The sequence below is a fragment of the Brachybacterium rhamnosum genome (genome assembly GCF_039526185.1).
Classification (GTDB): Bacteria; Actinomycetota; Actinomycetes; order Actinomycetales; family Dermabacteraceae; genus Brachybacterium; species Brachybacterium rhamnosum.
In genome coordinates this window covers 1570560-1596629 of the sequence record NZ_BAAAIS010000002.1, presented here as the reverse complement: position 1 = coordinate 1596629, position 26070 = coordinate 1570560, and the positions used below count along the sequence as shown (strand labels likewise).

General features: G+C 71.3%; 31 protein-coding genes. 5 read left to right on the top strand and 26 right to left on the bottom strand.

All coding sequences use genetic code 11. The features are described 5' to 3' along the window. The first annotated feature begins 58 nt into the window (after nucleotides 1–58). From ABD080_RS09210 to purL, 3 genes are all read left to right on the top strand, one after another. Entirely contained in the window at nucleotides 59–685 is a 627-nt protein-coding gene (locus ABD080_RS09210) for a TetR/AcrR family transcriptional regulator (RefSeq protein WP_137770148.1), read from the top strand. Beyond that, on the top strand, nucleotides 682–2847 hold the full coding sequence (locus ABD080_RS09205) for an acyl-CoA dehydrogenase family protein (RefSeq protein ID WP_343904449.1): 2166 nt from the start codon (nucleotides 682–684) through the stop codon (nucleotides 2845–2847). Before ABD080_RS09210 ends, ABD080_RS09205 begins: the two co-directional genes overlap by 4 nt. A 100-nt stretch (nucleotides 2848–2947) precedes the next feature. Then, complete coding sequence (gene purL / locus ABD080_RS09200) at nucleotides 2948–5275, top strand: phosphoribosylformylglycinamidine synthase subunit PurL (RefSeq protein ID WP_343904448.1); 2328 nt, start codon at nucleotides 2948–2950, stop codon at nucleotides 5273–5275. A gap of 66 nt (nucleotides 5276–5341) precedes the next feature. Here the strand turns inward: purL and ABD080_RS09195 are convergent, their stop codons facing one another. The 21 genes from ABD080_RS09195 to rplN form a co-directional block, all read right to left on the bottom strand. Continuing rightward, on the bottom strand, nucleotides 5342–7705 hold the full coding sequence (locus ABD080_RS09195; RefSeq protein WP_343904447.1) for a polysaccharide pyruvyl transferase family protein: 2364 nt from the start codon (nucleotides 7703–7705) through the stop codon (nucleotides 5342–5344). A gap of 34 nt (nucleotides 7706–7739) precedes the next feature. Next, nucleotides 7740–9857 carry an S-layer homology domain-containing protein gene (locus tag ABD080_RS09190; RefSeq protein ID WP_343904446.1) on the bottom strand — a complete coding sequence of 706 codons (2118 nt, stop codon included), beginning with the start codon at nucleotides 9855–9857 and terminating at the stop codon, nucleotides 7740–7742. A gap of 258 nt (nucleotides 9858–10115) precedes the next feature. After that, entirely contained in the window at nucleotides 10116–10589 is a 474-nt protein-coding gene (rplQ, locus tag ABD080_RS09185) for a 50S ribosomal protein L17 (protein WP_264451238.1), read from the bottom strand. Between the two features lie 29 nt (nucleotides 10590–10618). Beyond that, entirely contained in the window at nucleotides 10619–11614 is a 996-nt protein-coding gene (locus ABD080_RS09180) for a DNA-directed RNA polymerase subunit alpha (RefSeq protein ID WP_137770142.1), read from the bottom strand. Between the two features lie 182 nt (nucleotides 11615–11796). Then, nucleotides 11797–12201: a 30S ribosomal protein S11 gene (gene rpsK, locus ABD080_RS09175; RefSeq protein WP_137770141.1), complete on the bottom strand. Its 405-nt coding sequence runs from the start codon at nucleotides 12199–12201 to the stop codon at nucleotides 11797–11799. A 113-nt stretch (nucleotides 12202–12314) separates the two neighbouring features. After that, nucleotides 12315–12689 carry a 30S ribosomal protein S13 gene (gene rpsM / locus ABD080_RS09170; protein WP_137770140.1) on the bottom strand — a complete coding sequence of 125 codons (375 nt, stop codon included), beginning with the start codon at nucleotides 12687–12689 and terminating at the stop codon, nucleotides 12315–12317. 190 nt (nucleotides 12690–12879) lie between these two features. After that, complete coding sequence (gene rpmJ, locus ABD080_RS09165; protein WP_010532506.1) at nucleotides 12880–12993, bottom strand: 50S ribosomal protein L36; 114 nt, start codon at nucleotides 12991–12993, stop codon at nucleotides 12880–12882. 21 nt (nucleotides 12994–13014) lie between these two features. Continuing rightward, on the bottom strand, nucleotides 13015–13236 hold the full coding sequence (gene infA / locus ABD080_RS09160) for a translation initiation factor IF-1 (protein WP_010532507.1): 222 nt from the start codon (nucleotides 13234–13236) through the stop codon (nucleotides 13015–13017). A gap of 351 nt (nucleotides 13237–13587) precedes the next feature. Further along, entirely contained in the window at nucleotides 13588–14424 is an 837-nt protein-coding gene (gene map / locus ABD080_RS09155) for a type I methionyl aminopeptidase (protein WP_343904445.1), read from the bottom strand. An 11-nt stretch (nucleotides 14425–14435) separates the two neighbouring features. Beyond that, on the bottom strand, nucleotides 14436–15050 hold the full coding sequence (locus tag ABD080_RS09150; protein ID WP_137770138.1) for an adenylate kinase: 615 nt from the start codon (nucleotides 15048–15050) through the stop codon (nucleotides 14436–14438). Next, the gene (secY, locus tag ABD080_RS09145; protein WP_259362342.1) at nucleotides 15047–16351 is read right to left on the bottom strand and encodes a preprotein translocase subunit SecY; all 1305 of its coding nucleotides are present in this window, start codon (nucleotides 16349–16351) and stop codon (nucleotides 15047–15049) included. The genes ABD080_RS09150 and secY overlap by 4 nt, the downstream gene beginning before the upstream one ends. Before the next feature lie 166 nt (nucleotides 16352–16517). Next, nucleotides 16518–16976 (bottom strand): 50S ribosomal protein L15, encoded by a 459-nt coding sequence (rplO, locus tag ABD080_RS09140; RefSeq protein WP_137770136.1) that lies wholly within the window; start codon nucleotides 16974–16976, stop codon nucleotides 16518–16520. Between the two features lie 3 nt (nucleotides 16977–16979). Next, nucleotides 16980–17162 (bottom strand): 50S ribosomal protein L30, encoded by a 183-nt coding sequence (gene rpmD / locus ABD080_RS09135; RefSeq protein ID WP_343904444.1) that lies wholly within the window; start codon nucleotides 17160–17162, stop codon nucleotides 16980–16982. Next, a complete protein-coding gene (rpsE, locus tag ABD080_RS09130) occupies nucleotides 17159–17842 on the bottom strand; it encodes a 30S ribosomal protein S5 (protein ID WP_137770135.1) in 684 nt (227 codons plus the stop codon). The genes rpmD and rpsE overlap by 4 nt, the downstream gene beginning before the upstream one ends. Nucleotides 17843–17879: 37 nt before the next feature. Further along, complete coding sequence (gene rplR, locus ABD080_RS09125) at nucleotides 17880–18266, bottom strand: 50S ribosomal protein L18 (protein WP_137770134.1); 387 nt, start codon at nucleotides 18264–18266, stop codon at nucleotides 17880–17882. Nucleotides 18267–18268: 2 nt separating this feature from the next. Then, nucleotides 18269–18811, bottom strand: coding sequence for a 50S ribosomal protein L6 (rplF, locus tag ABD080_RS09120; protein WP_137770133.1), 543 nt, complete (start codon nucleotides 18809–18811; stop codon nucleotides 18269–18271). Nucleotides 18812–18830: 19 nt separating this feature from the next. Continuing rightward, nucleotides 18831–19229: a 30S ribosomal protein S8 gene (gene rpsH, locus ABD080_RS09115; protein ID WP_137770132.1), complete on the bottom strand. Its 399-nt coding sequence runs from the start codon at nucleotides 19227–19229 to the stop codon at nucleotides 18831–18833. Nucleotides 19230–19296: 67 nt separating this feature from the next. Next, nucleotides 19297–19482 (bottom strand): type Z 30S ribosomal protein S14, encoded by a 186-nt coding sequence (locus tag ABD080_RS09110; protein ID WP_103384804.1) that lies wholly within the window; start codon nucleotides 19480–19482, stop codon nucleotides 19297–19299. Nucleotide 19483: 1 nt separating this feature from the next. Continuing rightward, a complete protein-coding gene (gene rplE, locus ABD080_RS09105) occupies nucleotides 19484–20056 on the bottom strand; it encodes a 50S ribosomal protein L5 (RefSeq protein WP_103384803.1) in 573 nt (190 codons plus the stop codon). Next, nucleotides 20056–20442, bottom strand: coding sequence for a 50S ribosomal protein L24 (gene rplX, locus ABD080_RS09100; protein WP_103384802.1), 387 nt, complete (start codon nucleotides 20440–20442; stop codon nucleotides 20056–20058). The genes rplE and rplX overlap by 1 nt, the downstream gene beginning before the upstream one ends. Nucleotide 20443: 1 nt before the next feature. Next, nucleotides 20444–20812 carry a 50S ribosomal protein L14 gene (rplN, locus tag ABD080_RS09095; RefSeq protein ID WP_137770131.1) on the bottom strand — a complete coding sequence of 123 codons (369 nt, stop codon included), beginning with the start codon at nucleotides 20810–20812 and terminating at the stop codon, nucleotides 20444–20446. A 646-nt stretch (nucleotides 20813–21458) separates the two neighbouring features. Between rplN and ABD080_RS09090 the strand changes: the two genes are divergently transcribed. Both ABD080_RS09090 and ABD080_RS09085 read left to right on the top strand, forming a co-directional pair. Then, nucleotides 21459–21671, top strand: a complete 213-nt coding sequence (locus ABD080_RS09090; protein ID WP_343904443.1) for a hypothetical protein — start codon at nucleotides 21459–21461, stop codon at nucleotides 21669–21671. 37 nt (nucleotides 21672–21708) lie between these two features. Further along, a complete protein-coding gene (locus tag ABD080_RS09085; RefSeq protein WP_343904442.1) occupies nucleotides 21709–22119 on the top strand; it encodes a hypothetical protein in 411 nt (136 codons plus the stop codon). 84 nt (nucleotides 22120–22203) lie between these two features. Here ABD080_RS09085 and ABD080_RS09080 read toward each other — a convergent pair whose 3' ends face one another. The 5 genes from ABD080_RS09080 to rpsC all read right to left on the bottom strand — a co-directional run bounded on the left by ABD080_RS09080 (nucleotide 22204) and on the right by rpsC (nucleotide 26061). Further along, the gene (locus tag ABD080_RS09080; protein ID WP_343904441.1) at nucleotides 22204–23853 is read right to left on the bottom strand and encodes an MFS transporter; all 1650 of its coding nucleotides are present in this window, start codon (nucleotides 23851–23853) and stop codon (nucleotides 22204–22206) included. Between the two features lie 379 nt (nucleotides 23854–24232). Beyond that, nucleotides 24233–24547: a 30S ribosomal protein S17 gene (gene rpsQ, locus ABD080_RS09075; RefSeq protein WP_103384700.1), complete on the bottom strand. Its 315-nt coding sequence runs from the start codon at nucleotides 24545–24547 to the stop codon at nucleotides 24233–24235. 22 nt (nucleotides 24548–24569) lie between these two features. Continuing rightward, nucleotides 24570–24803 (bottom strand): 50S ribosomal protein L29, encoded by a 234-nt coding sequence (rpmC, locus tag ABD080_RS09070; protein WP_103384701.1) that lies wholly within the window; start codon nucleotides 24801–24803, stop codon nucleotides 24570–24572. Further along, nucleotides 24803–25222 (bottom strand): 50S ribosomal protein L16, encoded by a 420-nt coding sequence (gene rplP, locus ABD080_RS09065; RefSeq protein WP_103384702.1) that lies wholly within the window; start codon nucleotides 25220–25222, stop codon nucleotides 24803–24805. The genes rpmC and rplP overlap by 1 nt, the downstream gene beginning before the upstream one ends. Before the next feature lie 5 nt (nucleotides 25223–25227). Continuing rightward, nucleotides 25228–26061, bottom strand: a complete 834-nt coding sequence (gene rpsC, locus ABD080_RS09060; protein WP_137770127.1) for a 30S ribosomal protein S3 — start codon at nucleotides 26059–26061, stop codon at nucleotides 25228–25230. Nucleotides 26062–26070: the final 9 nt, after the last annotated feature.

Below are 26070 nucleotides of genomic sequence, written 5' to 3'. Positions count from 1 at the left end.
CGATCGATCGCCCGTGACCCTTTACATAGAACCGACGGTACTTGATACCCTACGTACCGTGAATGCGACGACGCAAGCCCCCCTCGACGGCCGCTCGGCCCGCTGGGCCCAGCACCGCGAGCAGCGGCGGGCCGAGCTGCTCGACGTGGCCCGCCACCTCATCCACGACCGCGGCCCCGACGTGACGATGGAGGACATCGCCGCGGCCTCCGGGACCTCCAAGTCGATCGTCTACCGGTACTTCTCGGACAAGGCGCAGCTCCAGCAGGAGCTCGGCCGCTCCATCCTCGCCACGATGCACCGCCGCCTCCTCCAGGAGCTGCAGGACCTCGAGGCGGACGGCGCGACCCCCGGCGCACCGGAGCGGATCCACGCCATGATCCGCGCCTACGTCGAGACCGCCGAGCGCTCCCCCGGCGTGTACCGCTTCATCATCCGGCCCAGCGACGGACTGAACCACTTCCTGGACAGCGTCTCCCGCCTCATCGCCACGTTCCTCCCCGACTCCGTGCCCGCCCCGCAGATGTGGGCCCACGGGGCGGTGGGCTTCGTCGAGGGAGCGGTCGACGCCTGGATGACGCAGCAGGAGACCCACGCCTCCGACCCGACCACACCCCCACCGCTCGACGCCGACGACGTCGTCACCCACCTCACCAGCTGGCTCATGAAGGGACTGCACCCGTGAACACCACCGACACGACCCCCGAGACCGTCACCTCATCCACCGCGCACGCGCGCACCGCGACCCCCACCGGTCCGCTGCCCGTCCCGCCCGCCGGCGGCCCCCGCCTCGACGTCGAGGCCGTCTCCGCGGCGCTCCTGGGGCGCTGGGCGGAGGTCCGCCGGGAGGCCCGCGAGCGCGCCGCCCGACCCGAGCTGCACCGCCCCGTCGACGCGACCGTCGCCGAGCACCGCGAGCGGGTCTTCGCCCAGCTGCAGACCCTCGCCGACGAGGGCGTCGCCCGCCCGATGCTCCCCGAGTCCCTCGGCGGCCCCAACGACAACGGCGCCAACGTCGCCGCCTTCGAGGAGCTCGTCGTCGCGGACCCGTCCCTCCAGATCAAGTCCGGCGTGCAGTGGGGCCTGTTCACCTCCGCGATCCTCCAGCTCGGCACCGAGGAGCACCACCGCGCCTGGATCCCCGGCGCGATGAGCCTCGAGACCCCCGGCGCCTTCGCCATGACCGAGATCGGCCACGGCTCCGACGTCCAGTCCCTCGCGACCACCGCGACCTACGACCCCGAGACCGACGAGTGGGTCATCCACACGCCGTTCCGCGCCGCCTGGAAGGACTATCTCGGCAACGCCGCCGTCCACGCGCGCGCCGCGACCGTCTTCGCGCGTCTCGTCACGCGCGGCGTCGACCACGGCGTCCACTGCTTCTACGTGCCCGTGCGCGACGCCGAGGGGAACCTCCTGCCGGGTGTCTCGAGCGAGGACGACGGCGAGAAGGGCGGCCTGAACGGCATCGACAACGGCCGTCTCGCCTTCGACCACGTCCGCGTGCCGCGCACGAACCTGCTGAACCGCTACGGCGACGTCGACGCGGACGGCGTCTACTCCTCCCCCATCGACTCCCCCGGGCGCCGCTTCTTCACGATGATCGGCACCCTCGTGCAGGGCCGCGTCTCCCTCGACGGCGCCTCCAACCGCGCGAGCCAGCTCGCCCTCACGATCGCGCTCACCTACGCCTCCCAGCGCCGGCAGTTCTCCGCCGCGGACCCGTCCCGCGAGACGGTCCTGCTGGACTACCAGGCGCACCTGCACCGCCTGCTGCCCAAGCTCGCCGCGACCTACGCGGGCGCCTTCGCGCACGAGCAGCTGCTGCAGGCCTTCGACGACGTCTTCTCCGGCCGCGGCGACACCCCCGAGGCCCGCGAGGACCTCGAGACCCTCGCCGCCGCGCTCAAGCCGACCTCGACCCGGCTCGCCCTGGACACCCTCCAGGAGTGCCGCGAGGCCTGCGGCGGCGCCGGTTTCATGGGCGAGAACCAGCTCGTGGGCCTGCACCAGGACCTCGACGTCTACGCGACCTTCGAGGGAGACAACACGATCCTCCTGCAGCTCGTCGCCAAGCGCCTGCTCGCGGACTACACCTCCGAGCTCAAGAGCGTGGACCGCGCGGGGATCGGCCGCTTCATCGCCCAGCGCGCGGAGACCCTCGCCCGCCGCCACACCCCCTGGACCGAGCTCGCCCAGGGCATCGGCGACCGCGGCAACCCGCGCCGCGCCTTCGACTCGATGCGCCAGGCGGACTTCCAGGAGGAGATGCTCGCCGGCCGCGCCCGGATCAAGGTCGAGGAGGTCGCGCTCGCGCTGCGGCCCGCGGGCAGGATGTCCCCCGAGGACGCCGCCGCGCACGTCAACAAGCACCAGGTCGAGATGCTCGACGCGGCCCGTGCCCATGCGGACCTCGTACGCTGGCGCGCCTTCACCGACGGGATCGAGGCGATCGACAGCGAGGGCTCCCGCGCCGTGCTCACCGAGGTCCGCGACCTCTTCGGGCTCACCGTCATCGGGGACGATCTCGCCTGGTTCCTGCTCAACGGCCTCATCTCCACCCAGCGCGGCCGGCAGATCGCCGCGGACCAGCGCCGGCTGCTGTGGCGACTGCGCCCGCACGTGCTCGACCTGGTCGCCGCCTTCGACGTGCGCCCCGGCCACGTCCGGGCCCCGATCGCCCTCGGCGGGGAGAAGGAGCGGCAGGACGAGGCCGCCGCGTACTTCCGTGCACAGCGGGCCAGCGCGGACGCCCCCGTGAGCGAGAAGGTCCTGCGTGACCAGGAGCGTCGCCGCCAGAAGGCGGCCCGCGGGGCGGGCGCATCCGCCCGCGGCGCCCGGCGCTGAGCGACCCGGCCCCGGGAGCGGGCGCCGACGTAGGATGGGGCGGGCCGGTCACGACCGGCCCGCCCCCTCTGTCGCCGCCACGAAACGGATCCGACCGCGCATGACCGCCTCCGCCCCCACCCCGTCGGCCCCGCAGCCCGGCACCGAGATCGACACCGTCGAGGACGCCGCGGGCACCCCGGAGCAGGCCCAGCCCTTCGCCGAGCTCGGCCTCAAGGAGGACGAGTACGCCTCGATCCGCGAGATCCTGGGCCGCCGCCCCACCAACGCCGAGCTCGCCATGTACTCCGTCATGTGGTCCGAGCACTGCTCCTACAAGTCCTCCAAGATCCACCTCAAGACCTTCGGCGACCACATCACGGAGGAGATGCGCGAGCACCTCCTGGTGGGCATCGGCGAGAACGCCGGCGTCGTCGACATCGGCGACGGCTGGGCGGTGACCTTCAAGGTCGAGTCCCACAACCACCCCTCCTACGTCGAGCCCCATCAGGGCGCCGCGACCGGCGTGGGCGGCATCGTCCGCGACATCATCGCCATGGGCGCGCGCCCCGTCGCCGTCATGGACCAGCTGCGCTTCGGCGCGATCGACCACCCGGACACCGCACGCGTGGTGCACGGCGTCGTCTCCGGCGTGGGCGGCTACGGCAACTCCCTGGGCCTGCCGAACATCGGCGGCGAGACCGTCTTCGACGCGGCCTACCAGACCAACCCGCTCGTCAACGCGCTCGCAGTGGGCGTCATGCGCCACGAGGACATCCACCTCGCCTCCGCGACCGGCACCGGGAACAAGGTCGTGCTCTTCGGGGCGCGCACCGGCGGCGACGGCATCGGCGGCGCCTCGATCCTCGCCTCGGAGACCTTCGACGAGGGAGGCCCCGTCAAGCGCCCGAGCGTCCAGGTGGGCGACCCCTTCATGGAGAAGGTGCTCATCGAGTGCTGCCTCGAGCTCTTCCACGGCGGCGTGGTCGAGGGCATCCAGGACCTCGGCGCCGCGGGCATCTCCTGCGCCACGAGCGAGCTCGCCTCCAACGGCGGCTCCGGCATGCACGTGGACCTCGAGACCGTGCTGCTGCGCGACCCGACCCTCACCGCGGGCGAGATCCTCATGAGCGAGTCGCAGGAGCGCATGATGGCGGTGGTGACGCCGGAGAACCTCGAGCGCTTCCTCGCGATCACCGCGAAGTGGGACGTCGAGACCGCCGTGATCGGCGAGGTGACCGGCGACGGCCGCCTCACGATCGACCACCACGGCCGGCGCATCGTCGACGTGGACCCGGTGACGGTCGCCCACGGCGGCCCCACCTACGACCGCCCCTACGCGCGCCCCGACTGGCAGGACGCCCTCCAGGCCGACCGGGCCGAGGACCTCCCCCGTCCCGAGGGCGCCGAGCAGCTCGCCGCGACCCTGCGCGAGCTCGTGGCCTCCCCGAATCTCGCCTCCGCCGCCTGGGTCACCGATCAGTACGACCGCTACGTGGGCGGCCAGACCGCACTCGCCATGCCGGACGACGCCGGCGTGCTCCGCGTGGACGAGACCACGCACCGCGGCGTCGCCATCGCGACCGACGCGAACGGCCGCTACACGAAGCTCGACCCCCGCACCGGCGCCCAGCTCGCCCTCGCGGAGGCCTACCGGAACGTGGCCACCGTGGGCGCGCGCCCGCTCGCCGTCACCGACTGCCTGAACTTCGGCTCCCCGGAGGACCCGGGCCCCATGTGGCAGCTCGTCGAGGCGATCGGCGGGCTCGCCGAGGCCTGCGAGACGCTCGGCGTCCCCGTCACCGGCGGCAACGTCTCCCTCTACAACTCCACCGGAGAGCCCGGGCGACTCGACTCCGCGATCCACCCGACCCCGGTCGTCGGCGTGCTCGGCGTGCTCGACGACGTCACCCGCCGCACCCCCTCGGGCTGGCACGAGGACGGCCTCGCCTTGCTGCTGCTCGGCACCACCCGCGAGGAGCTCTCCGGCTCGGCCTGGGCGCAGGTCGCCCACGACCACCTCGGCGGTCTGCCCCCGCAGGTGGACCTCGAGGCGGAGCGCGCGCTGGGCCGCGTGCTCATCGCCGCGCGGGACGCCTCGCTCGCCACCGCGGCGCACGACCTCTCCGAGGGCGGCCTCGCGCAGGCGCTCGTGGAGTCCGTGACGCGCTTCGGCACGGGCGTGCAGGTCGATCCCGCCGCGCTGCTCGAGCGGGACGGCGTGGACCTGTTCTCCGCACTGTTCTCCGAGTCGCAGGCCCGTGCGATCGTCGCCGTCCCCGCGGCGCGCGAGCAGGAGCTGACCGGCCTCGCCGCGGAGCACGGTGTGCCCGTGCTGCGCCTCGGCACCACCGGCGGCACCGCCCTCGAGCTCGAGGGCGTCGGCTCCTTCGAGGCGGCCGAGCTGCGGGAGCTGCGCGAGGGCACGCTGCCCCGCCACTTCGGCTGAGCGCCCCGCCCACGACGACGGGCCCTGCCCGGGAGGAGCCCTCCCGGGCGGGGCCCGACGCGCTGCTCAGCGCTCGCGCCGCCCCCGCAGCCGTCGCACCGCGCGCGCCCCGAGGCTCAGGGCGTCCAGCCGCGCGACCTTCTCGCGCACCTCGGCGAGCTCCTCACGCGTGGCCCGGAGCTCCTCGTGCAGCGAGTGCAGCTCCTCGACGAGGCGGTCCTCGCTGCGCTGCAGCATCGTGCCCGTGCTGTGCGTGAGGTAGAGCGGCAGGCCCAGGCCGTGGTCCCGCGTCCACGAGCGCAGGTGCCGCTCGCGCAGCACCGCGTCGAAGGCGACGTGCTCGTCCCGGCGGGTCGTGATCGAGTTGCCGCCCGACCCCGTGGCCCGGGGCCGCTGCCGCCAGTGCGCGAGCGGCCGCTCGAGGAAGCCGACCTCCGCGCGCTCGAGCAGCGCGAGGTGGAAGGCGTAGTCCCCCACCACGGGCAGCGACTCGTCGAAGAGCCCCACGGCCTCGTGGATCGCGCGGCGGTGCAGCATGGCGATCGGCGTGTGGCGGTTGATCTCGAGGTAGTCCACGAGGCGCACCCCGGTCACCTCCGGCCAGGAGACGTGCACGCCGTCCTCCACGAAACCGTCCTCCGTCTCGTGCTCGTGGACGACGAGCGTGCGCACCACCACCGCGTCCCGCGCGGGGTGCTCCGCGAGGTGCGCGGCGGCCTCCTGGAGGAAGGTCGGGTGCCAGGTGTCGTCGTCGTCGTGGACGGCGATCAGCGGGGCGGAGGTCGCGGTGAGCCCGGCGTTGCTCGCGGCCTCCATGCCCTCGGAGGCGGTGCGGTGCACGACGGCGAGGCGACCGGCGGCCTCCTCGCGGTGGCGGTCGAGGACGGCATCCACCGCGGCGGCGTCGCCGGCGTCGTCCACGACCAGCAGCTCCCAGTCCTGCCGGCTCTGGCCGAGCACGTCCTGCACGGCGCGGTCGAGCATCAGCGGGCGCCGCTGCGTGCGCATGACGATCGAGACCTCGGGCGGCACGGCTCGGGGACGACCCCGGTGCAGCGGGGGCACGAACGGGGCGAGGGAGGCCTCGAGCTCCGCGGGCCAGCGGGCCTCCCGCGGCAGGCCCGCGCCGCGCGGGTCCGGGAGCCCGGCGGCGTCGTCGGCACCGCGCAGCACGGCGTCGATCCGGTCCCACCACTCCTCGGCGGCGGCGAGGACGGGCCCGCGGGCCGCCTCGAGCCGCTCACGCTCGGCCTCGCGGCCGGCCACGAGGGCGTCGAGCACCGGCTCGACCAGGGCGGAGGGGGCGCGCGCGGCAGGGTCCCAGAGCGCCGCGAGCGGCACCGTCCCGCCGCCCACGCCCATGTTCGCGAGCGCCCCGTCCATGCGGGAGGCGCCGTAGCGGTTCAGCGGCAGGGCGAGGACCCCCGCTCCCCCGAGGGCGCCGAGCACCACGGGGTGGAAGCGCGTGGAGACCACCCAGGCGGCCCGCTGCGTGCGGGCGACGGCCGCCGTGTCCGTCTCGATCGGCAGCACGCGGGCGGGGACGGTGAGCAGGGCGGCGAGCTCCTCGTGGATCGCGAGGTCGGCGCCGCCGGTGTCGGGATCGGCCATGTGGGGCAGCAGCTCGACGTCGGCGCAGGTGCGCGCGGCGAGGCCGTCGACCACGGCGGCGAGCACCCGCACGTAGTCCTCCCGCGGGAAGGGATCGCCGTCGGCCCCGAGCGTCACGGAGAGGGCGCCGGTCCCGTCACCGGGGGCGGAGCCCTCCGTGCCCGCGGGGCCGACGGAGCCGGCGGGACCGGCGGGGCCGTCGGGATCGGAGCCGTTGACGGGGACGAGCCCGATCGCGTCGTCGAGGGTGTGGAGGATCGCCGGGTGCTCCGGGGCGATCTGCCGTGCGAGGCGCACGCTGTGCGCGTCCCGCAGCCCCACGAGCGTGCACAGGTCCAGCAGCTCCCGGATGCGGTCACGGTCCTGCGGGGTGAGCTCGGGGCCTAGGCTCTGGCCGCTCAGCACGACCGGCAGGCCGAGCGAGCGGGCCACCAGGGCGGTCGCGAGGCGCTCATCGAGCAGCCAGCCGTAGCGGGAGGTGAGCGCACCGCCGCCGCCGATCACGAGGGCGTCCGCCTCCCGCAGGCGGTCCACGAAGGCGTGGAGCTTGTCGCCGCGCGGCAGGGCGCCCACGTCACCGTCGAGGACCCGCCGGATCTCCCCCAGGTAGGCGGCGCGGCGCTCGAGCTCCCAGGGGAAGACGAGCGCGGGGAACGACGGGTCGGGCCGCTCCCCCGCCGGGCCGAACTTCTCGAGGCGGCTGATGCGCAGCACCTCGTGCCCCCGCTCGCGTAGGCGCCGGGCCGATGCGCTCGCGATCGCCTCGTCCCCCACGTGGTAGACGGTCTGGTCCACATCGCACAGCAGGGCGACCTTCACGCGGGGTGCTCCTTCCGGCGGGCGTGCCTGGTGGTCACAGCCCGCGATGGTCCATCCAGCGGATCATGAACGCCGCCATCGCGTCGCGGGCGATGGGCAGCGTGGGACGGAAGGTCCCGTCGCTCCAGCCGGTGGTGATCTTCGTCGAGGCGAGCCACGTGATCTCCCGGGCGAACTGGTGGTTCGCCGGCACGTCGCGGAACCCGCTGGTCGTCCCCGTGGAGGGACTCCCCGAAGCACGGTACAGGAAGGCGGCGACGGCTCCCCGCTGCACGGATGCCGTGGGCCGGAAGGTGCCGTCCGGCCAGCCCTCGACGATGCCCTGCGCATGAGCCCAGCAGATCTCCTCGTAGTACATCGTGGAGGAGCTCATGTCCCGGAAGGGCGACCGCGCGGGCGGGGTCGAGGCGGGCGCGCCGAGCGCCCGGTGCACGAAGACGACCATCGCGTCGCGGTGGATGTCCGCGAGCGGGCGGTAGGTGCCGTCGGGCCAGCCGGTGGTGATGCCGCGTGCGGCGAGGGCGTCGATCTCCGGGAAGTACATGTGCTGCCCGGTGACGTCGCGGAACCGGTTCTTCAGGAACACGGCCTCCTCGCCGCTGCCCACGGCCTGTCCCGCCGCGAAGCCCTGCAGGGTCCGGCCTCCCTCGCGGCGGGGGTTCCCGAGCGGTCGTCCCCAGGAAGCGCTCCACTGGCGGGAGACCTCGCTGCGCCAGCCCGTCGCGGTCGCCGCTCCGCGACCGCTGAGCACGAGCCCGGAGGTGAGGACGGTCGCCTCGAGGTCCCCGGCGATGTGGGCGCTCCGGACGACGGTGCCGAGCGCCTCCCCACCGCCGGCCCGGGAGAAGGCGCCGAGATGCTTGCGCCAGCCGCCGTCGATCCTCCGCTGCGCCGCGTCGCGGATGCTCTCGAGCTTCCCGTAGAGGTTCCTGCCGGGGCACTCGGTGGCGTTGACGTCCCGGTGCCCCATGACGACCTTCAGCTCGTGGGTGCCGATCGGGTAGTTCGTGTCCGGAGTGGTGACGTCCCAGGTCCCGGTCGCATGGGTCGAGGTGGTGAAGGTGCTCAGCAGCTTCCAGCCGACGAGGCGGGTGATCGCGTCCTGCGCCGCGGAGGGGACGGAGGCGACGTCGTAGTCGCCGAGCAGCGAGATGCCGAAGGAGCCCGTGTTGTAGCCGCGGGCGTGCGCGCCGACGATGTTGCGGTGCAGGCCGCCGCCCCGCCCCTCGAACACCTGCCCGTACTTGTCCACGAGCATGTTGTAGCCGAGGTCCGCCCAGCCCAGGGTGCGCGTGTGATAGCTCAGGATCCCCCGGATCAGCTGGGGGGAGTCCTGGGCGGAATAGGCGTTGGACCCGGCCGTGTGGTGGACGACGACGGCCTTCAGACGATCGGCGGCGCTCGTGGAGCGCACGAGAGACTCGTCCGCTCCCCAGGCGGCGCGGGAGACGAACGCCGGCGCCCCGGGCATCGGCGGCGTCGCCGGGTTCGTCACCGCCGCGGCGCGCAGCATGGGCCGGTCCTCGAGGCCCAGGCTCGCCGAGGGGCCGCTGTCGCTGCCGACCTCGGCGTCCGCCTCGAGCGGGGAGGTGGTCAGCAGGTGGGCGGTGAGCTCGTCCGCGACGTCCTCGCCGTCCCGCTCGGCGCAGATCTGCACGCCGGTCACGGGCCCGAGCCAGCCGGCCTCGGTGGCGGGGACCTCGTCGCCGGTGCTCGGATCGGTCGCGGGGTCCAGCGCGTGCCAGTCCGTCCAGCCGCCGCCCGCGAGACGGCCGCGCACCGTCACGGCCGGCGCCTCTCGTCCCTCCTCCCAGCGCACACCGACCATCGTCGCGGTGTGCTCGGGCAGGTCACGGGCGGGCACCCCCGCGGCGTCGGCGCCTCCCGCGTCCGACGCCCCGGCGCTCGCACCGCCCACGTCGACCGGGTCGGTGCCCGCGAGGGGCACATCGACGATCCGGGTCTCGCCGCCGGTCACGGCCGGGTCCGCATGGGCGGGAGGGGCGGTGGTCCCCACGGCGAGGGCGGCGCCGGTCGCGGGGAGCCCGAGGGCGGTGAGGGCGAGCAGGCGGCGCCGACTCGGTCCCGTCCGCCGGTCACGGGGCGGATCGTGCGGGGCGGGGGCGTCGTGGTGGCGGGTCGGCTCGAGCATGCGCTGCTCCGATGCAGGAGGGGGGACGGGACACGGAGAGCCGGCCGAGGCCCTCCCCCACACCGTAGGCCGGTCCCGTCGCCGAATCGCTGGACACGTGCCATCGGGAGCGGATCGTTGCCCGACCGCGACCTGCCTCCCAGGATCACTCGCGGCGCCCGATCAGCTCCCGGCGCCCGACCGTCCCCAGGTCTCCGGACGGCGAGAGGCCCCGCCGAGCGATGCTCGACGGGGCCTCTGCGCGTGGCGCGAGGGGGCTCAGGCCTCCTCGGTCGCCTCCGGGGTGGTCTCCTCGGTCGCGGCGGCGGGGGCCTCGGTGGCGTTCGCCTTCGCGGCGCCCTCGGCCTCCTTCACCACGGCCTGCTTCGGGGAGTACTCCTCCTGCACCAGCTCGATGACCGCCATGGGGGCGTTGTCGCCCTTGCGCGGACCGATCTTGGTGATGCGGGTGTAGCCGCCGGGACGCTCGGTGAACGTCGGGGCGATCTCCTCGAAGAGCGAGTAGACGACGCCCTTGTCGCGGATGGTGCGCATCACTCGACGACGGGAGGCGAGATCGCCCTTCTTGGCGTGGGTGACGAGACGCTCGGCGTACGGGCGCAGGCGCTTCGCACGGGACTCGGTCGTCGTGATCGCCTTGTGCCGGAACAGCTCGGTGGCGAGGTTGGCGAGGATCATCCGCTCGTGCGCGGGGGACCCTCCGAGGCGCGCGCCCTTGGTGGGAGCAGGCATGGTCGTTCTCCTAGAGGTTCAGATGAAGGTCAGTACTGGTCGCCGAAGTCGTCGGAGTAGGAGTCCAGGGCGGACGGGTCGAACCCGGCCGGGGAATCCTTCAGCGACAGACCGAGGTCGGCGAGCTTCGCCTTGACCTCGTCGATGGACTTCTGCCCGAAGTTGCGGATGTCGAGCAGGTCCGCCTCGCTGCGAGCGGTGAGCTCGCCGACGGTGTGCACACCCTCGCGCATGAGGCAGTTGTACGACCGCACGGTGAGGTTGAGGTCGTTGATCGGCAGCGCCAGATCGGCGGCCAGGGCCTGGTCCGTCGGGGACGGGCCGATGTCGATGCCCTCGGCCTCCTGGTTCAGCTCGTGCGCCAGACCGAACAGCTCGACCAGGGTCTTGCCGGCGGAGGCGACGGCGTCGCGCGGGGAGATGGCGGGCTTCGTCTCGACGTCGACGATGAGCTTGTCGAAGTCGGTGCGCTGCTCGACACGGGTGGCCTCGACCTTGTAGGTCACCTTCAGGACGGGCGAGTAGATCGAGTCGACCGGCACACGGCCGATCTCCCCGTCGAGGGACTTGTTCTGAGCGGCGGAGACGTAGCCACGGCCGCGCTCGACGATCAGCTCGACCTCGAGACGGCCCTTCTGGCTGAGGGTCGCGATGTGGAGGTCGGGGTTGTGGATCTCCACGCCGGCGGGCGGGGTGATGTCGGCCGCGGTCACCGGGCCCTCCTCCTCCTTGCGGAGGTACATCACGACGGGCTCGTCGTTCTCCGAGGAGACGACGAGGTTCTTGATGTTGAGGATGATCTCGGTGACGTCCTCGCGCACACCGGCGATGGTGCTGAACTCGTGCAGCACGCCGTCGATGCGGATCGAGGTGACCGCGGCACCGGGGATCGAGGAGAGCAGGGTGCGGCGCAGCGAGTTGCCGAGCGTATAGCCGAAGCCCGGCTCGAGCGGCTCGATGACGAACCGGGAGCGGTACTCCGACACGACCTCTTCGGTCAGCGTGGGGCGCTGTGCAATGAGCACTGTGGGTCCTTTCCGTGAGCGTCCGCCATATGACGCTCAGAAGGGGGCGATGGTCTGAGAAGGGTGGTGGTCCAACAGGTGCGGCGGAGGTGGGCGGACGCCCGGACGCACCGGTGCCGGCCGCAGGCCGCGAACCGGGAGCACGGATGCTCCGCGGGATCACGGCTCACGGCCGACGAGGCTCAGACGCGGCGACGCTTCGCCGGACGGGTGCCGTTGTGCGCCTGCGGGGTGACGTCCTGGATCGAGCCGACCTCGAGGCCGGTCGCGGTGAGCGAGCGGATCGCGGTCTCGCGGCCGGAGCCCGGGCCCTTCACGAAGACGTCGACCTTCTTCAGGCCGTGCTCCTGGGCGCGGCGCGCGGCGGCCTCGGCGGCCATCTGCGCGGCGTAGGGGGTGGACTTGCGCGAGCCCTTGAAGCCGACCTGGCCGGCGGAGGCCCAGGAGATCACAGCACCGGTCGGGTCGGTGATCGACACGATGGTGTTGTTGAAGGTGCTCTTGATGTGGGCCTGGCCGTTGACGACGTTCTTCTTGTCCTTGCGGCGCGGCTTGCGCGCGGCGGCCTGGCGGGTCTTGGTTGCCATGCGGCGGAACTCCTCTGGTGGGTATCGGGTGCGCCGGATCCCTCAGCGGCGCGAAGTGTGTGCGGGGCTGCGCCGGAGCGCGGGCACCGGCATCACCACGGCGGTGCCGTGGGTCAGCGGGCCTTCTTCTTGCCCGCGACGGTGCGCTTGGGGCCCTTGCGGGTACGGGCGTTGGTCTTGGTGCGCTGACCGCGCACCGGAAGGCCGCGGCGGTGACGCAGGCCCTCGTAGCTCCCGATCTCCACCTTGCGGCGGATGTCGGCGGCGACCTCGCGGCGGAGGTCACCCTCGACCCGGTAGTTCGCCTCGATGTGGTCGCGCAGCTTGACGAGCTCGTCGTCGCTCAGATCGCGCACTCGCGTGTCACCGGAGACCCCGGTGGCGGCGAGGGTCTCGAGCGCACGGGTGCGCCCCACGCCGAAGATGTACGTCAGGGCGACCTCGAGGCGCTTCTCGCGCGGAAGGTCGACTCCCACCAGACGTGCCATGTGCAGTTTCTCCTTGTTCCTCCGGAGGCCTGATCCGACATCTCGCCGACGGGCTGCTCCCGTGGCGCCGCAGCCTCCGACTGCGGGTGACCGGCCGAGGCCGGTGATGTCGACTCTTCATTTGTGTGTGCCGCTCGATGGCGGCGGGGTCACGGCAGGACCGTGGCTGCGGGGCCCGGAGGCCCCGGGATCAGCCCTGGCGCTGCTTGTGACGCGGGTTCGAGCAGATCACCATGACGCGCGAGTGGCGACGAATCACCTTGCAGTTGTCACAGATCGGCTTGACGCTCGGCTTGACCTTCATGTCTTCCTTCTCCCAGGACGATCACTTGTAGCGGTAGACGATGCGGCCCCGGTCGAGGTCGTAGGGGCTCAGCTCGACGACCACGCGGTCCTCGGGAAGGATGCGGATGTAGTGCTGGCGCATCTTCCCGGAGATGTGCGCGAGCACCTTGTGCCCGTTGTCGAGCTCGACGCGGAAGCGCGCGTTCGCGAGCGCCTCCGTGACCGTGCCCTCGACCTCGATCACGCCGTCCTTCTTGGCCATGCCTCCCCAATCTCTCACCCCCGGTCGCCCGGTGGCTGAGTTCCGCATTCGGTGTCCGCCGTCCCCTGCCGCCTGACGGCGGTACGGTGGACGACGCAGGCTGCTCAGCACCCGGGCCGACCGTCCTGGGACGGCGGCTGACGGGCCCGCGGACCGGCTCGGCTCCGACCGGGAATCGCATCCGGATCGGGGCAGGGCACGGCGCTCACGCGCGGAGCACACCCGATCGACCAGCGTACACGGCATCCGCGGGACCCGCGAGGGAATGTGCCGATGACCCCCGTCACGTGACCGGACGGGCCGGCGCCCGGAGGGCTCCCGGGACGTCGTGCGACGCGCCGGGGCGAGGCGTCAGGCCGCGGGATCCGGTGCGGCCGTGATGCCCGCGGCGGCGAGGCGGGCGGCGCCGCCGTCGGCCTCGGTGAGGACGATCAGTCCCTGCTCGGTGACGGCGACGGAGTGCTCGGCATGGGCGGCCCGGCCGCCGCCGGTGGCGCGCACCGTCCAGTCGTCCTCGTCCATCTCCCACTCCCCCGAGCCCTGGATGAGCATCGGCTCGATCGCGAGGCACAGACCGGGGACGACCTTCGCGCCCCGCGAGCGGGTGCGGTAGTTCATGACGTCCGGCGGCTGGTGCATCGCGGTGCCGATGCCGTGGCCGCCGAAGCCCTCGAGGTGGGAGAGGGTCTCCCCCGCCTCCATCGCCACGAGGTCCTCGATCGCGGCGCCGACCTCACCGACGCGGCGGGCCGAGGCGAGGGCGGCGATGCCCTCCCACAGCGCGGCGTCGGTGATGCGCACGAGCTCCTCGTCCGCCGCACGCCGCGGGGCGCCGACGATGTGGGTGCGCGCCGCGTCGGAGTGCCAGCCCTCGACGATGCAGCCGCCGTCGATGGAGACGACGTCCCCCTCCTCGATCACGAGCTCACCGGGGATGCCGTGCACGACGACCTCGTTGACGCTGATGCAGAGGGAGGCGGGGAAGCCCTGGTACCCCTTGAAGTTCGGCAGGGCGCCTTCGTCGCGGATCATCTCCTCGGCGAGGGCGTCCAGCTGTGCGGTGGTGATCCCGGGGCGCAGCTCGCGGGCGAGCATGTCGTGCACGCGCGAGAGCAGCAGTCCGCTGCGGCGCATGATCGCGATCTGCTCGGCGGTCTTGAGCTCGACCTTCTCCCGGACGATCCCCACGGCGCGCCCGCTCAGCCCTGCAGCGCGGCGGTCAGCGCCGCGGAGACCTCGTCGATCGAGGCCATGCCGTCGACGCGGCGCAGCACGCCTCGGCCCTCGTACACCTCGACCAGCGGAGTGGTCTGCTCGGCGTACACGTGGAGGCGGTGGCGGATGGTCTCCTCGGTGTCGTCGCTGCGGCCGGACTCCTGGCCACGAGCGATGAGGCGCTCGACGACGGTGTCGTCGTCCGCCTCGAGCAGCAGCACGCGATCCAGCGCGGTGCCGAGCTCGGCGAGCATGCCGTCGAGCGCCTCGACCTGCGCGAGGGTGCGCGGGTAGCCGTCGAGCAGGAAGCCCTCGCGGGCGTCGTCCTGCGCGAGGCGGTCGCGGACCATGTCGTTGGTGACCGAGTCCGGTACGTACTCGCCCTTGTCCATGTAGGACTTCGCGAGGACGCCGAGCTCCGTGGACTGCGAGACGTTCGCCCGGAAGATGTCGCCGGTCGAGATCGCGGGGATCCCGAGCCCCTCGGCCAGGCGCGCGGCCTGGGTGCCCTTGCCGGCGCCGGGAGGGCCGACGATCAGCAGGCGGCGGGCGGTCGGCGCGGTGTCGCTCGCGGAGGTGCTCGTGGAGGTGTCGGTCACCGGAGGATCCCTTCGTAGTGGTGCTGCTGGAGCTTGGCGCTGATCTGCTTCACGGTGTCGAGACCGACGCCGATGATGATGAGCAGCGACGCCCCGCCCAGCGGGAAGTTCTGCGAGGCGCCCAGGTACACGAGCGCGAACAGCGGGATCAGGGAGATCACCGCGAGGTAGATCGCGCCGGGCGTCTGGATGCGGTTGATGACGTAGGTCAGGTACTTCTCCGTGGGTCGGCCCGCGCGCACGTTGGGCACGAAGCCGCCGTACTTCTTCATGTTGTCCGCGATCTCCTCCGCGTTGAACGTGATGGAGACGTAGAAGAAGGCGAAGAAGACGATCAGTGCGACGTACACCGCGGCGTAGATCCACGAGAACGTGAAGCCCATGACGAGGTGCGTGTTGATCCACTGCACCCACCCGGCGCTCGGGTCGCCGAACGAGGCGGCCATCTGCGGCAGGGCCAGGATCGAGCTCGCGAAGATCACGGGGATCACGCCGGCCTGGTTGACCTTGATCGGGATGTACGTGGAGGTGCCGCCGTACATCCGCCGGCCCACCATCCGCTTCGCGTACTGCACGGGGATCCGCCGCTGGGACTGCTCCACGAACACCACGCCGAGCATGACCACGAGGGCGATGACGATGACGAGGGCGAAGGTCATCCAGCCCTGGAGCTGCCAGATCTGGCCGAGCGCCGCCGGGAAGGAGGCCGCGATCGAGGTGAAGATCAGCAGGGACATGCCGTTGCCGATGCCGCGCTCGGTGATCATCTCGCCCATCCACATGATGAGGACGGTGCCGACGGTCATGGTGAGGACCATGAGCACGAGGGTCACGATCGACTCGTCCGGGATCAGGGTGAGGTTGCAGCCGGTGAAGAAGTTGCCCGAGCGCACGAGGGTGATGATCGTGGTCGCCTGGAGGACGGCGAGGCCGATCGTCAGATAGCGCGTGTACTGGGTGAGCTTGGCGGTGCCGGACTGGCCCTCCTTGTGGAGGGCCTCGAAGCGCGGGATGACCACGCGCAGCAGCTGGATGATGATCGACGCGGTGATGTAGGGCATCACGCCGAGGGAGAAGATCGACAGCTGCAGGAGGGCCCCGCCGGAGAACAGGCTGACCATCCCGAGGACGCTGCCGCCCTGGGCGGCGGAGGCCTGGTCGGAGCACACCATGACGTTGGTGTAGTCGAAGCCCGGGGTGGGGATGAAGACGCCGAGCCGGTAGACGGCGAGCAGGCCCAGGGTGAAGAGGATCTTCGCCCTCAGCTCCGGTGTGCGCAGCACACGCACGATCGCGTTCACGAAAATTCCTCCTGGAGGTCCGGGGACGGAGACCGCCGGTCCTGCCGGCGGAGCCCGTGGCCGCCATGGCGGCACGGTCGTCGGACCGGTCCCGTAGGTGCTGATGCACGACGACGGGGCACCGCGGCACAGAGTATTCTGCGCCGCGGTGCCCCGTCAAAAGAGGTCACGCGGTGGTGACGGTCCCACCCGCCGCGGTGATCTTCTGCTCCGCCGAGGCGGAGAACTTCTGCGCGGTCACGTCGAGCTTGACGCTCACCTCGCCCGTGCCCAGCACCTTGACGGGCTGGTTCTTGCGCACGGCGCCCTTGGCGACGAGGTCCTCGACCGTGACGGAGCCGCCCTCGGGGAAGAGCTCCTGCAGGGTCGCCAGGTTCACGACCTGGAACTCGACGCGGAAGGGGTTGGTGAAGCCGCGGAGCTTCGGGAGGCGCATATGCATCGGCATCTGCCCGCCCTCGAAGCCGACGGGCACCTGGTAGCGGGCCTTCGTGCCCTTGGTGCCGCGGCCCGCGGTCTTGCCCTTGCTCGCCTCACCACGGCCGACGCGGGTGCGCGCGGTCTTGGAGCCCGGCGCGGGGCGAAGGTCGTGGAGCTTCAGGGGGTTCTGGTTGTCGTCGATCATGGATCAGTCCACCTCTTCGACCGTCACCAGGTGGGTGACGGCGCGGATCATGCCGCGGATCTCGGGGCGGTCCTCCTTCACCACCGTGTGGCCGATGCGCTTGAGGCCGAGGCCGCGCAGGGTCGCACGCTGGGACTGAGTGCCGCCGATGTTGGAGCGCACCTGGGTCACCTTGAGCTGCATCACGCACCCACCTTCTCGGCGCGGGCGGCGGCGCGACCCTCGGCCTGCGCACGCAGCAGGGCCGCAGGAGCGACGTCCTCGACGGGGAGACCGCGACGGGCCGCGACGGCCTCCGGCTCCTCGAGACGCTGGAGGGCGTCCACCGTCGCACGGACGATGTTGATCGCGTTGGTCGAGCCGAGCGACTTCGAGAGGACGTCGTGGACGCCCGCGCACTCGAGCACGGCGCGGACGGGACCGCCCGCGATCACACCGGTGCCGGGGGCAGCCGGACGCAGCAGGACGGTGCCCGCGGCGTCGTGGCCCTGGACCGGGTGCACGACGGTGCCCTGGATGCGGGGGACGCGGAAGAAGTTCTTCTTCGCCTCCTCGACACCCTTGGAGATCGCCGAGGGCACCTCCTTGGCCTTGCCGTAGCCGACGCCGACGGTGCCGTCGCCGTCACCCACGACCACGAGGGCCGTGAAGGAGAAACGACGGCCGCCCTTGACGACCTTCGACACGCGGTTGATGCTGACCACGCGCTCGAGGAATGCCGACTTCTCGGCCTCCTGGTTGTTGCGCCCACGGCCCTCGCCGCGACGCCCGCCGCGATCGTTGCCGCCGCGGCCGCTGTCGTTGGTGGAGTTCTCGCCCCGCCGGCCGGTGGCCGCGGGACCATTGTTCCGCTGCTGTGCAGCCATGTTCAGATCCTCTTCTCGTCCTGTGTCCGGGGGGCGGTCACAGCGCCAGGCCGGCCTCGCGAGCGCCGTCAGCGACGGCGGCCACACGACCGTGGTACTTGTTGCCGCCGCGATCGAACACGACAGCCTCGATGCCGGCGGCCTTGGCGCGCTCGGCGACCAGGGTGCCGACGGTCTTGGCCTTGTCCGACTTGGTGGCGGAGGCGGCGCGGACGTCGGCCTCCATCGTCGAGGCCGAGGCCAGGGTGCGACCCAGGGAGTCGTCGACGACCTGGACGAACACGTGGCGCGACGACCGGGTGACCACCAGGCGCGGGCGCTGGGCGGTGCCGATGACGCGACGACGGACGCGGAGGTGACGACGGCCGCGGGAGCGCAGCTTCGAGCCGGCCTTGCCCTTGGTGTGCTTGAGTGCGTACCCCATGATCACTTACCAGCCTTTCCGGCCTTGCGGAGCACGGTCTCGTCCGCGTAGCGCACACCCTTGCCCTTGTAGGGCTCGGGCTTGCGCAGCTTGCGGATGTTCGCGGCGACCTCGCCCACCTGCTGCTTGCGGATGCCGTTGACCGCGAACTTGGTCGGCGACTCCACGGCGAAGGAGATCCCCTCGGGGGCCTTCACCACGACGGGGTGGGAGAAGCCGAGGGCGAACTCGAGGTCCGTGCCCTTCGCGGTCACGCGGTAACCCGTGCCCACGATCTCCAGCTTCTTCGTGAAGCCCTCGGTCACGCCGAGGACCATGTTGTTGATGAGCGTGCGGGTCAGGCCGTGCAGGGCCCGGTTCTCGCGCTCGTCGTCGGGGCGGCTGACGACGATCGAGCCGTCCTCAGCGCGCGCGACGGTGATGGGGGCGGGCACCTCGTGGGTGAGCTCGCCCTTGGGGCCGGTCACCGTGACGGTGCCGCCCTCGATGGAAACGTTGCTGACTGCGGCCGGCACAGTGACCGGCAGGCGTCCGATGCGGGACATATGAAGGCTCCTCTCCCGCTCACCAGATGTAGGCGAGGACTTCCCCACCCACACCCTTCTTGGCAGCCTGCTTGTCGGTCAGGAGGCCGGAGGACGTGGACAGGATCGCCACGCCCAGTCCGCCGAGGACCTTGGGCAGGTTGGTGGACTTGGCGTACACACGAAGGCCGGGCTTCGAGATGCGGCGCACACCGGAGATGGCGCGCTCACGGCTGTCGGAGTACTTGAGCTCGAGGGAGAGGGTCTTGCCCACCTCGGCCTCTTCCTCGGTCCAGCCGAGGACGTAGCCCTCGGCCTTGAGGATGTCCGCGATGCGGACCTTGAGCTTCGAGGACGGCATGGTCACGGTCTCGTGGTAAGCGCCGGAGGCGTTACGGATGCGCGTGAGCATGTCCGCGATCGGGTCGGTCATGGTCATGTCTGTAGCTTCTTCCTCACCTGGTTTCCCTCACCCCTCGCGGGACGGGGACCTGTGGCGATAGTCCTTACCAGCTGCTCTTGGTGACGCCGGGCAGCTCACCGCGGTGAGCCATCTCGCGCAGGCACACACGGCACAGCCCGAACTTCCGGTACACGGAGTGGGGGCGGCCGCAGCGCTGGCACCGGGTGTAGCCGCGCACGGCGAACTTCGGCGTACGCTCCGACTTCTTGATCAGGGCGGTCTTGGCCATATCAGTTCTCCTTGAAGGGGAAGCCGAGCAGCTTCAGCAGCGCGCGCCCCTCGTCGTCGGTCTTCGCGGTGGTCACGACCGTGATGTCCATACCGCGGACGCGGTCGATCTGATCCTGGTCGATCTCGTGGAACATGACCTGCTCGGTGAGACCGAAGGTGTAGTTCCCGTTGCCGTCGAAGTGGTTCGGCGACATGCCGCGGAAGTCGCGGATGCGCGGGAGCGCGGTCGAGAGCAGACGGTCCAGGAACTCCCACATGCGATCGCCGCGGAGCGTGACGTGCGCACCGATCGGCATGCCCTCACGCAGCTTGAACTGGGCGATGGACTTGCGGGCCTTGGTGACCTGCGGCTTCTGGCCGGTGATCGCGGTGAGATCCTTGATCGCGCCGTCGATGACCTTGGAGTCGCGAGCGGCGTCGCCGACGCCCATGTTCACGACGACCTTGGTCAGGCCCGGGATCAGCATGACGTTCTCGTAGCCGAACTGCTCGGTGAGCTGGCCCTTGATCGTCTCGCGGTACTTGGTCTTCAGGCGCGGGGTGGGCGCCTGCGTGGTGGTCGTCTCCGACATCAGATGTCCTTCCCGGAGCGCTTGGCGTACCGCACGCGGACCTGCTTCGTGCGGCCGTTCTCGAGCTCGACGGTCTCGACGCGGAAGCCGACCTTGGTCGGCTTGTTGTCCTCCGGGTCCACCAGAGCCACGTTGGAGACGTGGATGGGGGCCTCGCGCTGCTCGATGCCGCCCGCACCGCCGGCCTGGTTCGGCTTGAGGTGGTGGGTGCGACGGTTCACGCCCTCGACGAGGACGCGCTCGGTGTCGGTGAACACCTCGAGCACACGGCCCTGCTTGCCCTTGTCGCCGGCCTCGAGGCCGCGCTTGGCGGCCGCATCGGCGTCACCGGTGCGACCGGAGATGACCTGCACGAGGTCACCCTTCTTGATCTTCATCTTTGCCATGTCACACGACCTCCGGCGCGAGCGAGACGATCTTCATGAACCGCTTGTCGCGCAGCTCGCGACCGACGGGCCCGAAGATGCGGGTTCCGCGCGGCTCACCGTCGGTCTTGAGGATGACCGCGGCGTTCTCGTCGAAACGGATGTACGACCCGTCGGCACGACGGCGCTCCTTGGTCGCACGCACGACGACGGCCTTGACGACGTCGCCCTTCTTCACATTGCCACCGGGGATGGCGTCCTTGACGGTCGCCACGATGGTGTCGCCGATTCCGGCGTAACGGCGACCGGAGCCACCGAGAACGCGGATGCAGAGGATCTCCTTGGCACCCGTGTTGTCGGCGACCTTGAGTCGCGACTCCTGCTGAATCACTCCGTACTCCTGTCGTCTCACCGGTTCTCACCCGCATGAGCGGGCCGAGCCTGGCGGAACGGATGGTGGACCGCTGCCCGGCGAGGCGCCCCCGGAGGGGCGGATCGTCGGCGCGGACAGCCACGGGCATCAAAAAACCCTCCGGCGGACTCGGGCACAAGGACCGTTCCCTCGGCCGGGGCCGTGGGGACGGGCGGTGCGAGGTCTCCGTCGGGGGATGGACGCTGCCGTCCGCGAGATCCGGGCTCTCACCCGGATTCGCAACCGTCCCAGCATAGGCGCTCCGCGTGCACCGTGGGAAGGGAGTTCCCGGGCCGCCCCCGTGTGTCCTTGCTCTCGGAGCGCGGCCGCCCCGGTCGCGCCGGGCCCCGCGACCCTCCCGAGCCCTCACTCCGGGGCGACGACCCAGAGCTCCTCCGCGCCGCGGCAGGCCTCCGGGACGGTCCACGAGTCGGGATACGGCCCGCCGGCGGGGAGGCTGACTTTTCCGCCTCCCACGTCGACCCTGTCCCTCTCGGATCAGCCGTGCGGCCTGCCGTCACCCTGCTCGACGACCGGGTAGTGGGCTGTTCCCGTGTCGTCGACGATCACGAGACACCCGTCCACCTCCCCGACGGTGCCGTGCAGTGCGGCATCCATCGCCTGGTTGACCCCGGCCCAGGAGGTGATCCACGTGGGCCCGAACGGTCCCGGGGGCATCGCGGAGCCGCAGCTCGTCACCACCATCGCCACCATCCCGGCGGCGCCGAGCATCCGCACGCCGCTCCCCCGTCGCACCGCCCCCGTGGCCCATGCCCCGATGCTCCGCGCCACCGCCCGCCACCGCCAGCGGCCCCGGCCGATCGGCATCGGACCGTGACGGACCGCGACGGCGGCGCAGTCCCTAGACTCGCCGCATGATCGACATCGACGTCGCCCGCCGCCTCCGCGCCGCGGGCCTGGACTGGGAGCCCCGCGACGGGGACCGCTTCGCTATCGACACCGAGGACCTGCGGGAGGAGACCTTCCTGCTCTCCTCCATGGTCATCGAACCGGGGATCAGCCGCAGCGGCGGCAAGGTGCTCCGCTTCAACGGGACCACCGAGTGGGCGCTCGACTCCGTGGAGGAGGGCGAGGTGGTGTGGATCCCCCGCGAGGACCAGCTGCGTGAGGCCCTCGGCGAGGCGTTCCTCGCCCTGCGCCGCGACCCGGCCGGGACCGGCTTCGTCGTGGACCTCGCCCGTGGCACGGACAGCCGCGCGATCACCGCTCCGCACGCGGAGGACGCCCTCGCGGGAGCACTGCTCGTGCACCTCAGCGAGGGCTGAGCGAGGACGCCCCCCGTCGCGCACGACGACGGGCCGCCCACCCGGAGGTGGACGGCCCGTCGGTCGTGTGAGGGAGCGCTGTGCTCAGGCCTTCGCGGAGGCCTCCGCGTCGCCCGCGCCCGCGGCGCCCGTCGGCAGCCCGGCACCGGGCTGGTCGAGGGCGTCCTCGATCTCCCGCTCGAGCTCCTCGGGCACCACGATCGGCATCTCCGAGGTGTTCAGCAGGGGGTTCTCCTCCTGGTGCTCGACCAGGTCGATCGCCTCCTCGGTGGTCTCCACCGCGGGGAACGAGCCCAGCAGCGGCCGCTGCGCGCTCTCCCGCATGAAGATCACCGCGATGCCCGCGATCACGGCGAACGCCATGATCCAGATCGCCGGCATGTAGCTGTTGCCCGTGAGCTCGATGAGGGTCTGCGAGATGAGCGGCGTGGTGCCGCCGAACAGCGAGACGGACACGTTGTAGGCGATGCCCATCGCGCCGTAGCGCGCGGCCGTCGGGAACAGCGCCGGCAGCGCCGAGGCCGAGGGCCCGATGAACAGGGCCACCGGGACGGCGACCATCACCATCGCGGCCTGGATCGCGAAGAAGGAGCTCTGGTGCATGAGCCAGAAGGCCGGCAGCAGCAGGACGACCGCGGCGATCGCGGCGGCGAAGTACAGGTTGCGGCGCCCGAACCTGTCCGAGGCCATGCCGACGAACGGGATCATCGCGCAGAGGATCAGCAGCGAGGGGATCGTCGCGGCGGCGCTCGCCATCTCGTTGAAGCCGAACTCGCTGCCCAGGTAGGTGGGCATGTAGCTCGTCAGCGCATAGCCGGCGGTGTTCGTCGCGGCCACGATCGCGATCGCGATGAGCAGCTCGCGCCAGTGGTGCTTGACGATCGCACGGGGACCCTTGCGGGCGTGCAGCGAGGAGTCGTCCTCCCCGGCCTGGGCGGCGGCGCCGTGGCCCTGGGCCTCCGCGGCCTGCTCGGACTCGGTGGCCTCGTAGGCCGGCGTCTCGGGGATTCGGGCGCGGAACCAGATGGCGACCGCGCCGAGCGGGATCGCGAGCAGGAACGGCACGCGCCAGCCCCAGTTGAGCATCGCGTCCGGTCCCCAGACCTCCGCGGTGATGAGGTGGGTCAGCGCGACCGCACCGGCACCCATCGCGAAGCCGAGGTAGGAGCCCACGTCCAGGAGCGAGGAGTAGAAGCCGCGCTTGCGGTCCGGGGAGAACTCGGCGACGTAGGTCGTGGCGCCGGCGTACTCGCCGCCCGTCGAGAAACCCTGGACGAGCTTGAGGGCGTAGAGCAGGAAGGCGGCCCAGACGCCGATGTCGGCGTAGGTGGGGAGCACACCGATCAGGGCGGTGGCGATCGCCATCATCGCCATCGTGAAGAACAGGACCTTCTGGCGCCCGATCTTGTCACCGAGCGGGCCGAGGACCAGACCGCCGAAGGGACGCACCAGGAAGCTCACCGCGAAGGCGAGCAGCGACAGGATGAGGTCGAGGCTCTCGCTGCCGGTCTGGAAGAACAGCTGCGACAGCATGATGGCCATGTAGCCGTACACGCCGAAGTCGAACCACTCCATGACGTTGCCGACCACGGTGCCGCCGATGGCGGTCCGCATGCGGCGCCCCTTGACGACGAGGACGTCGTCGACCTCGAGACGGGGCGGCTTCGGTGAGCGGCGGCCCTTGCGGGGGCGGCGCGCTGCGGGCGGGGTGGTCGATTCGGATGAAGAGGACATGGACCTGCCTTCGTGAGGCGGGTGCACGAGGGGCCGACGAGCGACGCTTCCTACCTCGCGGTCACGGGCGCGCGGTGTCCCCGACCGGGGGCTCTGCGGCGCCCGGACCCTGGGCACGGCCATATAGACAACCACGTTGCGCAGCGGATGTCACGCCCATGACCTGCATCGATGCTCAGAAATCGGTGCTGACCAGGTGAAGCGGAGCCTGAATCCACCCTGTGACCCAGGTCGCAGGAGCGTCTTCCAACAGCATCGACGGCGCGTCCGGCGGGCCCCCTCGGGCGTCCGCTCGAGGGCACGGAGAAGGGCCGGCCACCCCCTCGCGGGGATGACCGGCCCTTCTCGGATGCGGTCGACGGTCACGAGGACCGATCGATCACTTGGCCTTCTCGACGACCTCGACCAGACGCCACCGCTTGGTGGCGGACAGCGGCCGGGTCTCCATGATGAGCACGCGGTCGCCGATGCCGGCGACGTTGTCCTCGTCATGGGCCTTGAACTTGTTGGTCTTCGTGAGGACCTTGCCGTAGAGCGCGTGCTTCACGCGCTCCTCGACCTCGACCACGATGGTCTTGTCCATCTTGTCGGAGACCACGAAGCCGCGGAGCGTCTTGCGGTAGGGACGCTCGTGGGACGACGCGTGAGCGCCCTCCTTCGCAGCGGCCTCGACCTCAGGGGTGTTCTCGTTCATCTCTCAGTTCCTCGCTTCGCGGTCACTCGGCGGAGCCGGGGGCCTGGCGGATGCCCAGCTCGCGCTCGCGCAGGATCGTGTAGATCCGTGCGATGTCCTTCTTGACGGACCGCAGGCGGCCGGAGCTCTCGAGCTGACCGGTGGCGTTCTGGAAACGGAGCTTGAACAGCTCGTCCTTGGCCTTGGCCAGCTCCTCGGCCAGCTTGACGTCGTCCAGCTTGTCGAGTTCGTCGGCGGTGAGCTTGGTCGCTGCCATCAGATGTCACCACCCTCTCGGGTCAGAATGCGGCACTTCATGGGGAGCTTGTGGATCGCGAGGCGGAGGGCCTCACGGGCGGTCGCCTCATCCACGCCGGCGATCTCGAACATGACGCGACCGGGCTTGATGTTGGCGATCCACCACTCCACGGAGCCCTTGCCGGAGCCCATGCGGACCTCGGCGGGCTTCTTGGTGAGCGGGCGATCGGGGTAGATGTTGATGTACACCTTGCCGCCGCGCTTCATGTAGCGCGTCATGGCGATACGAGCCGCCTCGATCTGACGGTTGGTGACGTAGGCCGGCGCGAGCGCCTGGATGCCGTAGTCGCCGAACGCCAGCTCGGTGCCGCCCTTGGCCATGCCGCTGCGGGTCGGGTGGTGCTGCTTGCGGTGCTTGGTCCTGCGAGGGATCAGCATGTCGCTCAGGCCTCCGTTCCGGGCTGCTGCGCGGGTGCTGCCTGCTCCGCGGGGGCGGCGGTCTGCGGCGCAGACTCGGTGCCCTCACGACGCGCGGCGGCGTTGCGCTCGTTGCGACGGCCGCGGGGACGCTCGGCACGGGGGCCACGACCGCCGGAGCGGGGACCCTGTGCGGCGGCCTGCTGGGCCGCGAGCTCCTTGGCGGTGACGTCGCCCTTGTAGATCCACACCTTCACGCCGATGCGGCCGAAGGCGGTGCGGGCCTCGTAGAAGCCGTAGTCGATGTTCGCCCGGAGGGTGTGCAGAGGCACGCGACCCTCGCGGTAGAACTCGCTGCGGCTCATCTCGGCGCCGCCGAGGCGGCCGGCGACGGCCACTCGGATGCCCTTCGCACCGGCGCGCTGCGCGGACTGCATGCCCTTGCGCATCGCACGGCGGAAGGAGACACGGGCGGCGAGCTGCTCGGCGATGCCCTGTGCGACCAGCTGGGCGTCGGCCTCGGGGTTCTTGACCTCGAGGATGTTCAGCTGGATCTGCTTGCCGGTGAGCTTCTCGAGCTCACCGCGGAGGCGCTCGGCCTCCGCGCCGCGACGACCGATCACGATGCCCGGGCGGGCGGTGTGCAGGTCCACGCGGACACGATCGCGGGTGCGCTCGATCTCGACCTTGGAGATGCCGGCTCGCTCGAGTCCATCGGACATGAGCTTGCGGATCGCGACGTCTTCCTTCACGTAGTCGCGGTACCGCTGGCCGTCCTTGGTGGAATCGGCGAACCAACGGCTGGTGTGCTCCGTGGTGATCCCGAGGCGGAACCCGTTCGGATTGACCTTCTGGCCCATTCGGGACTC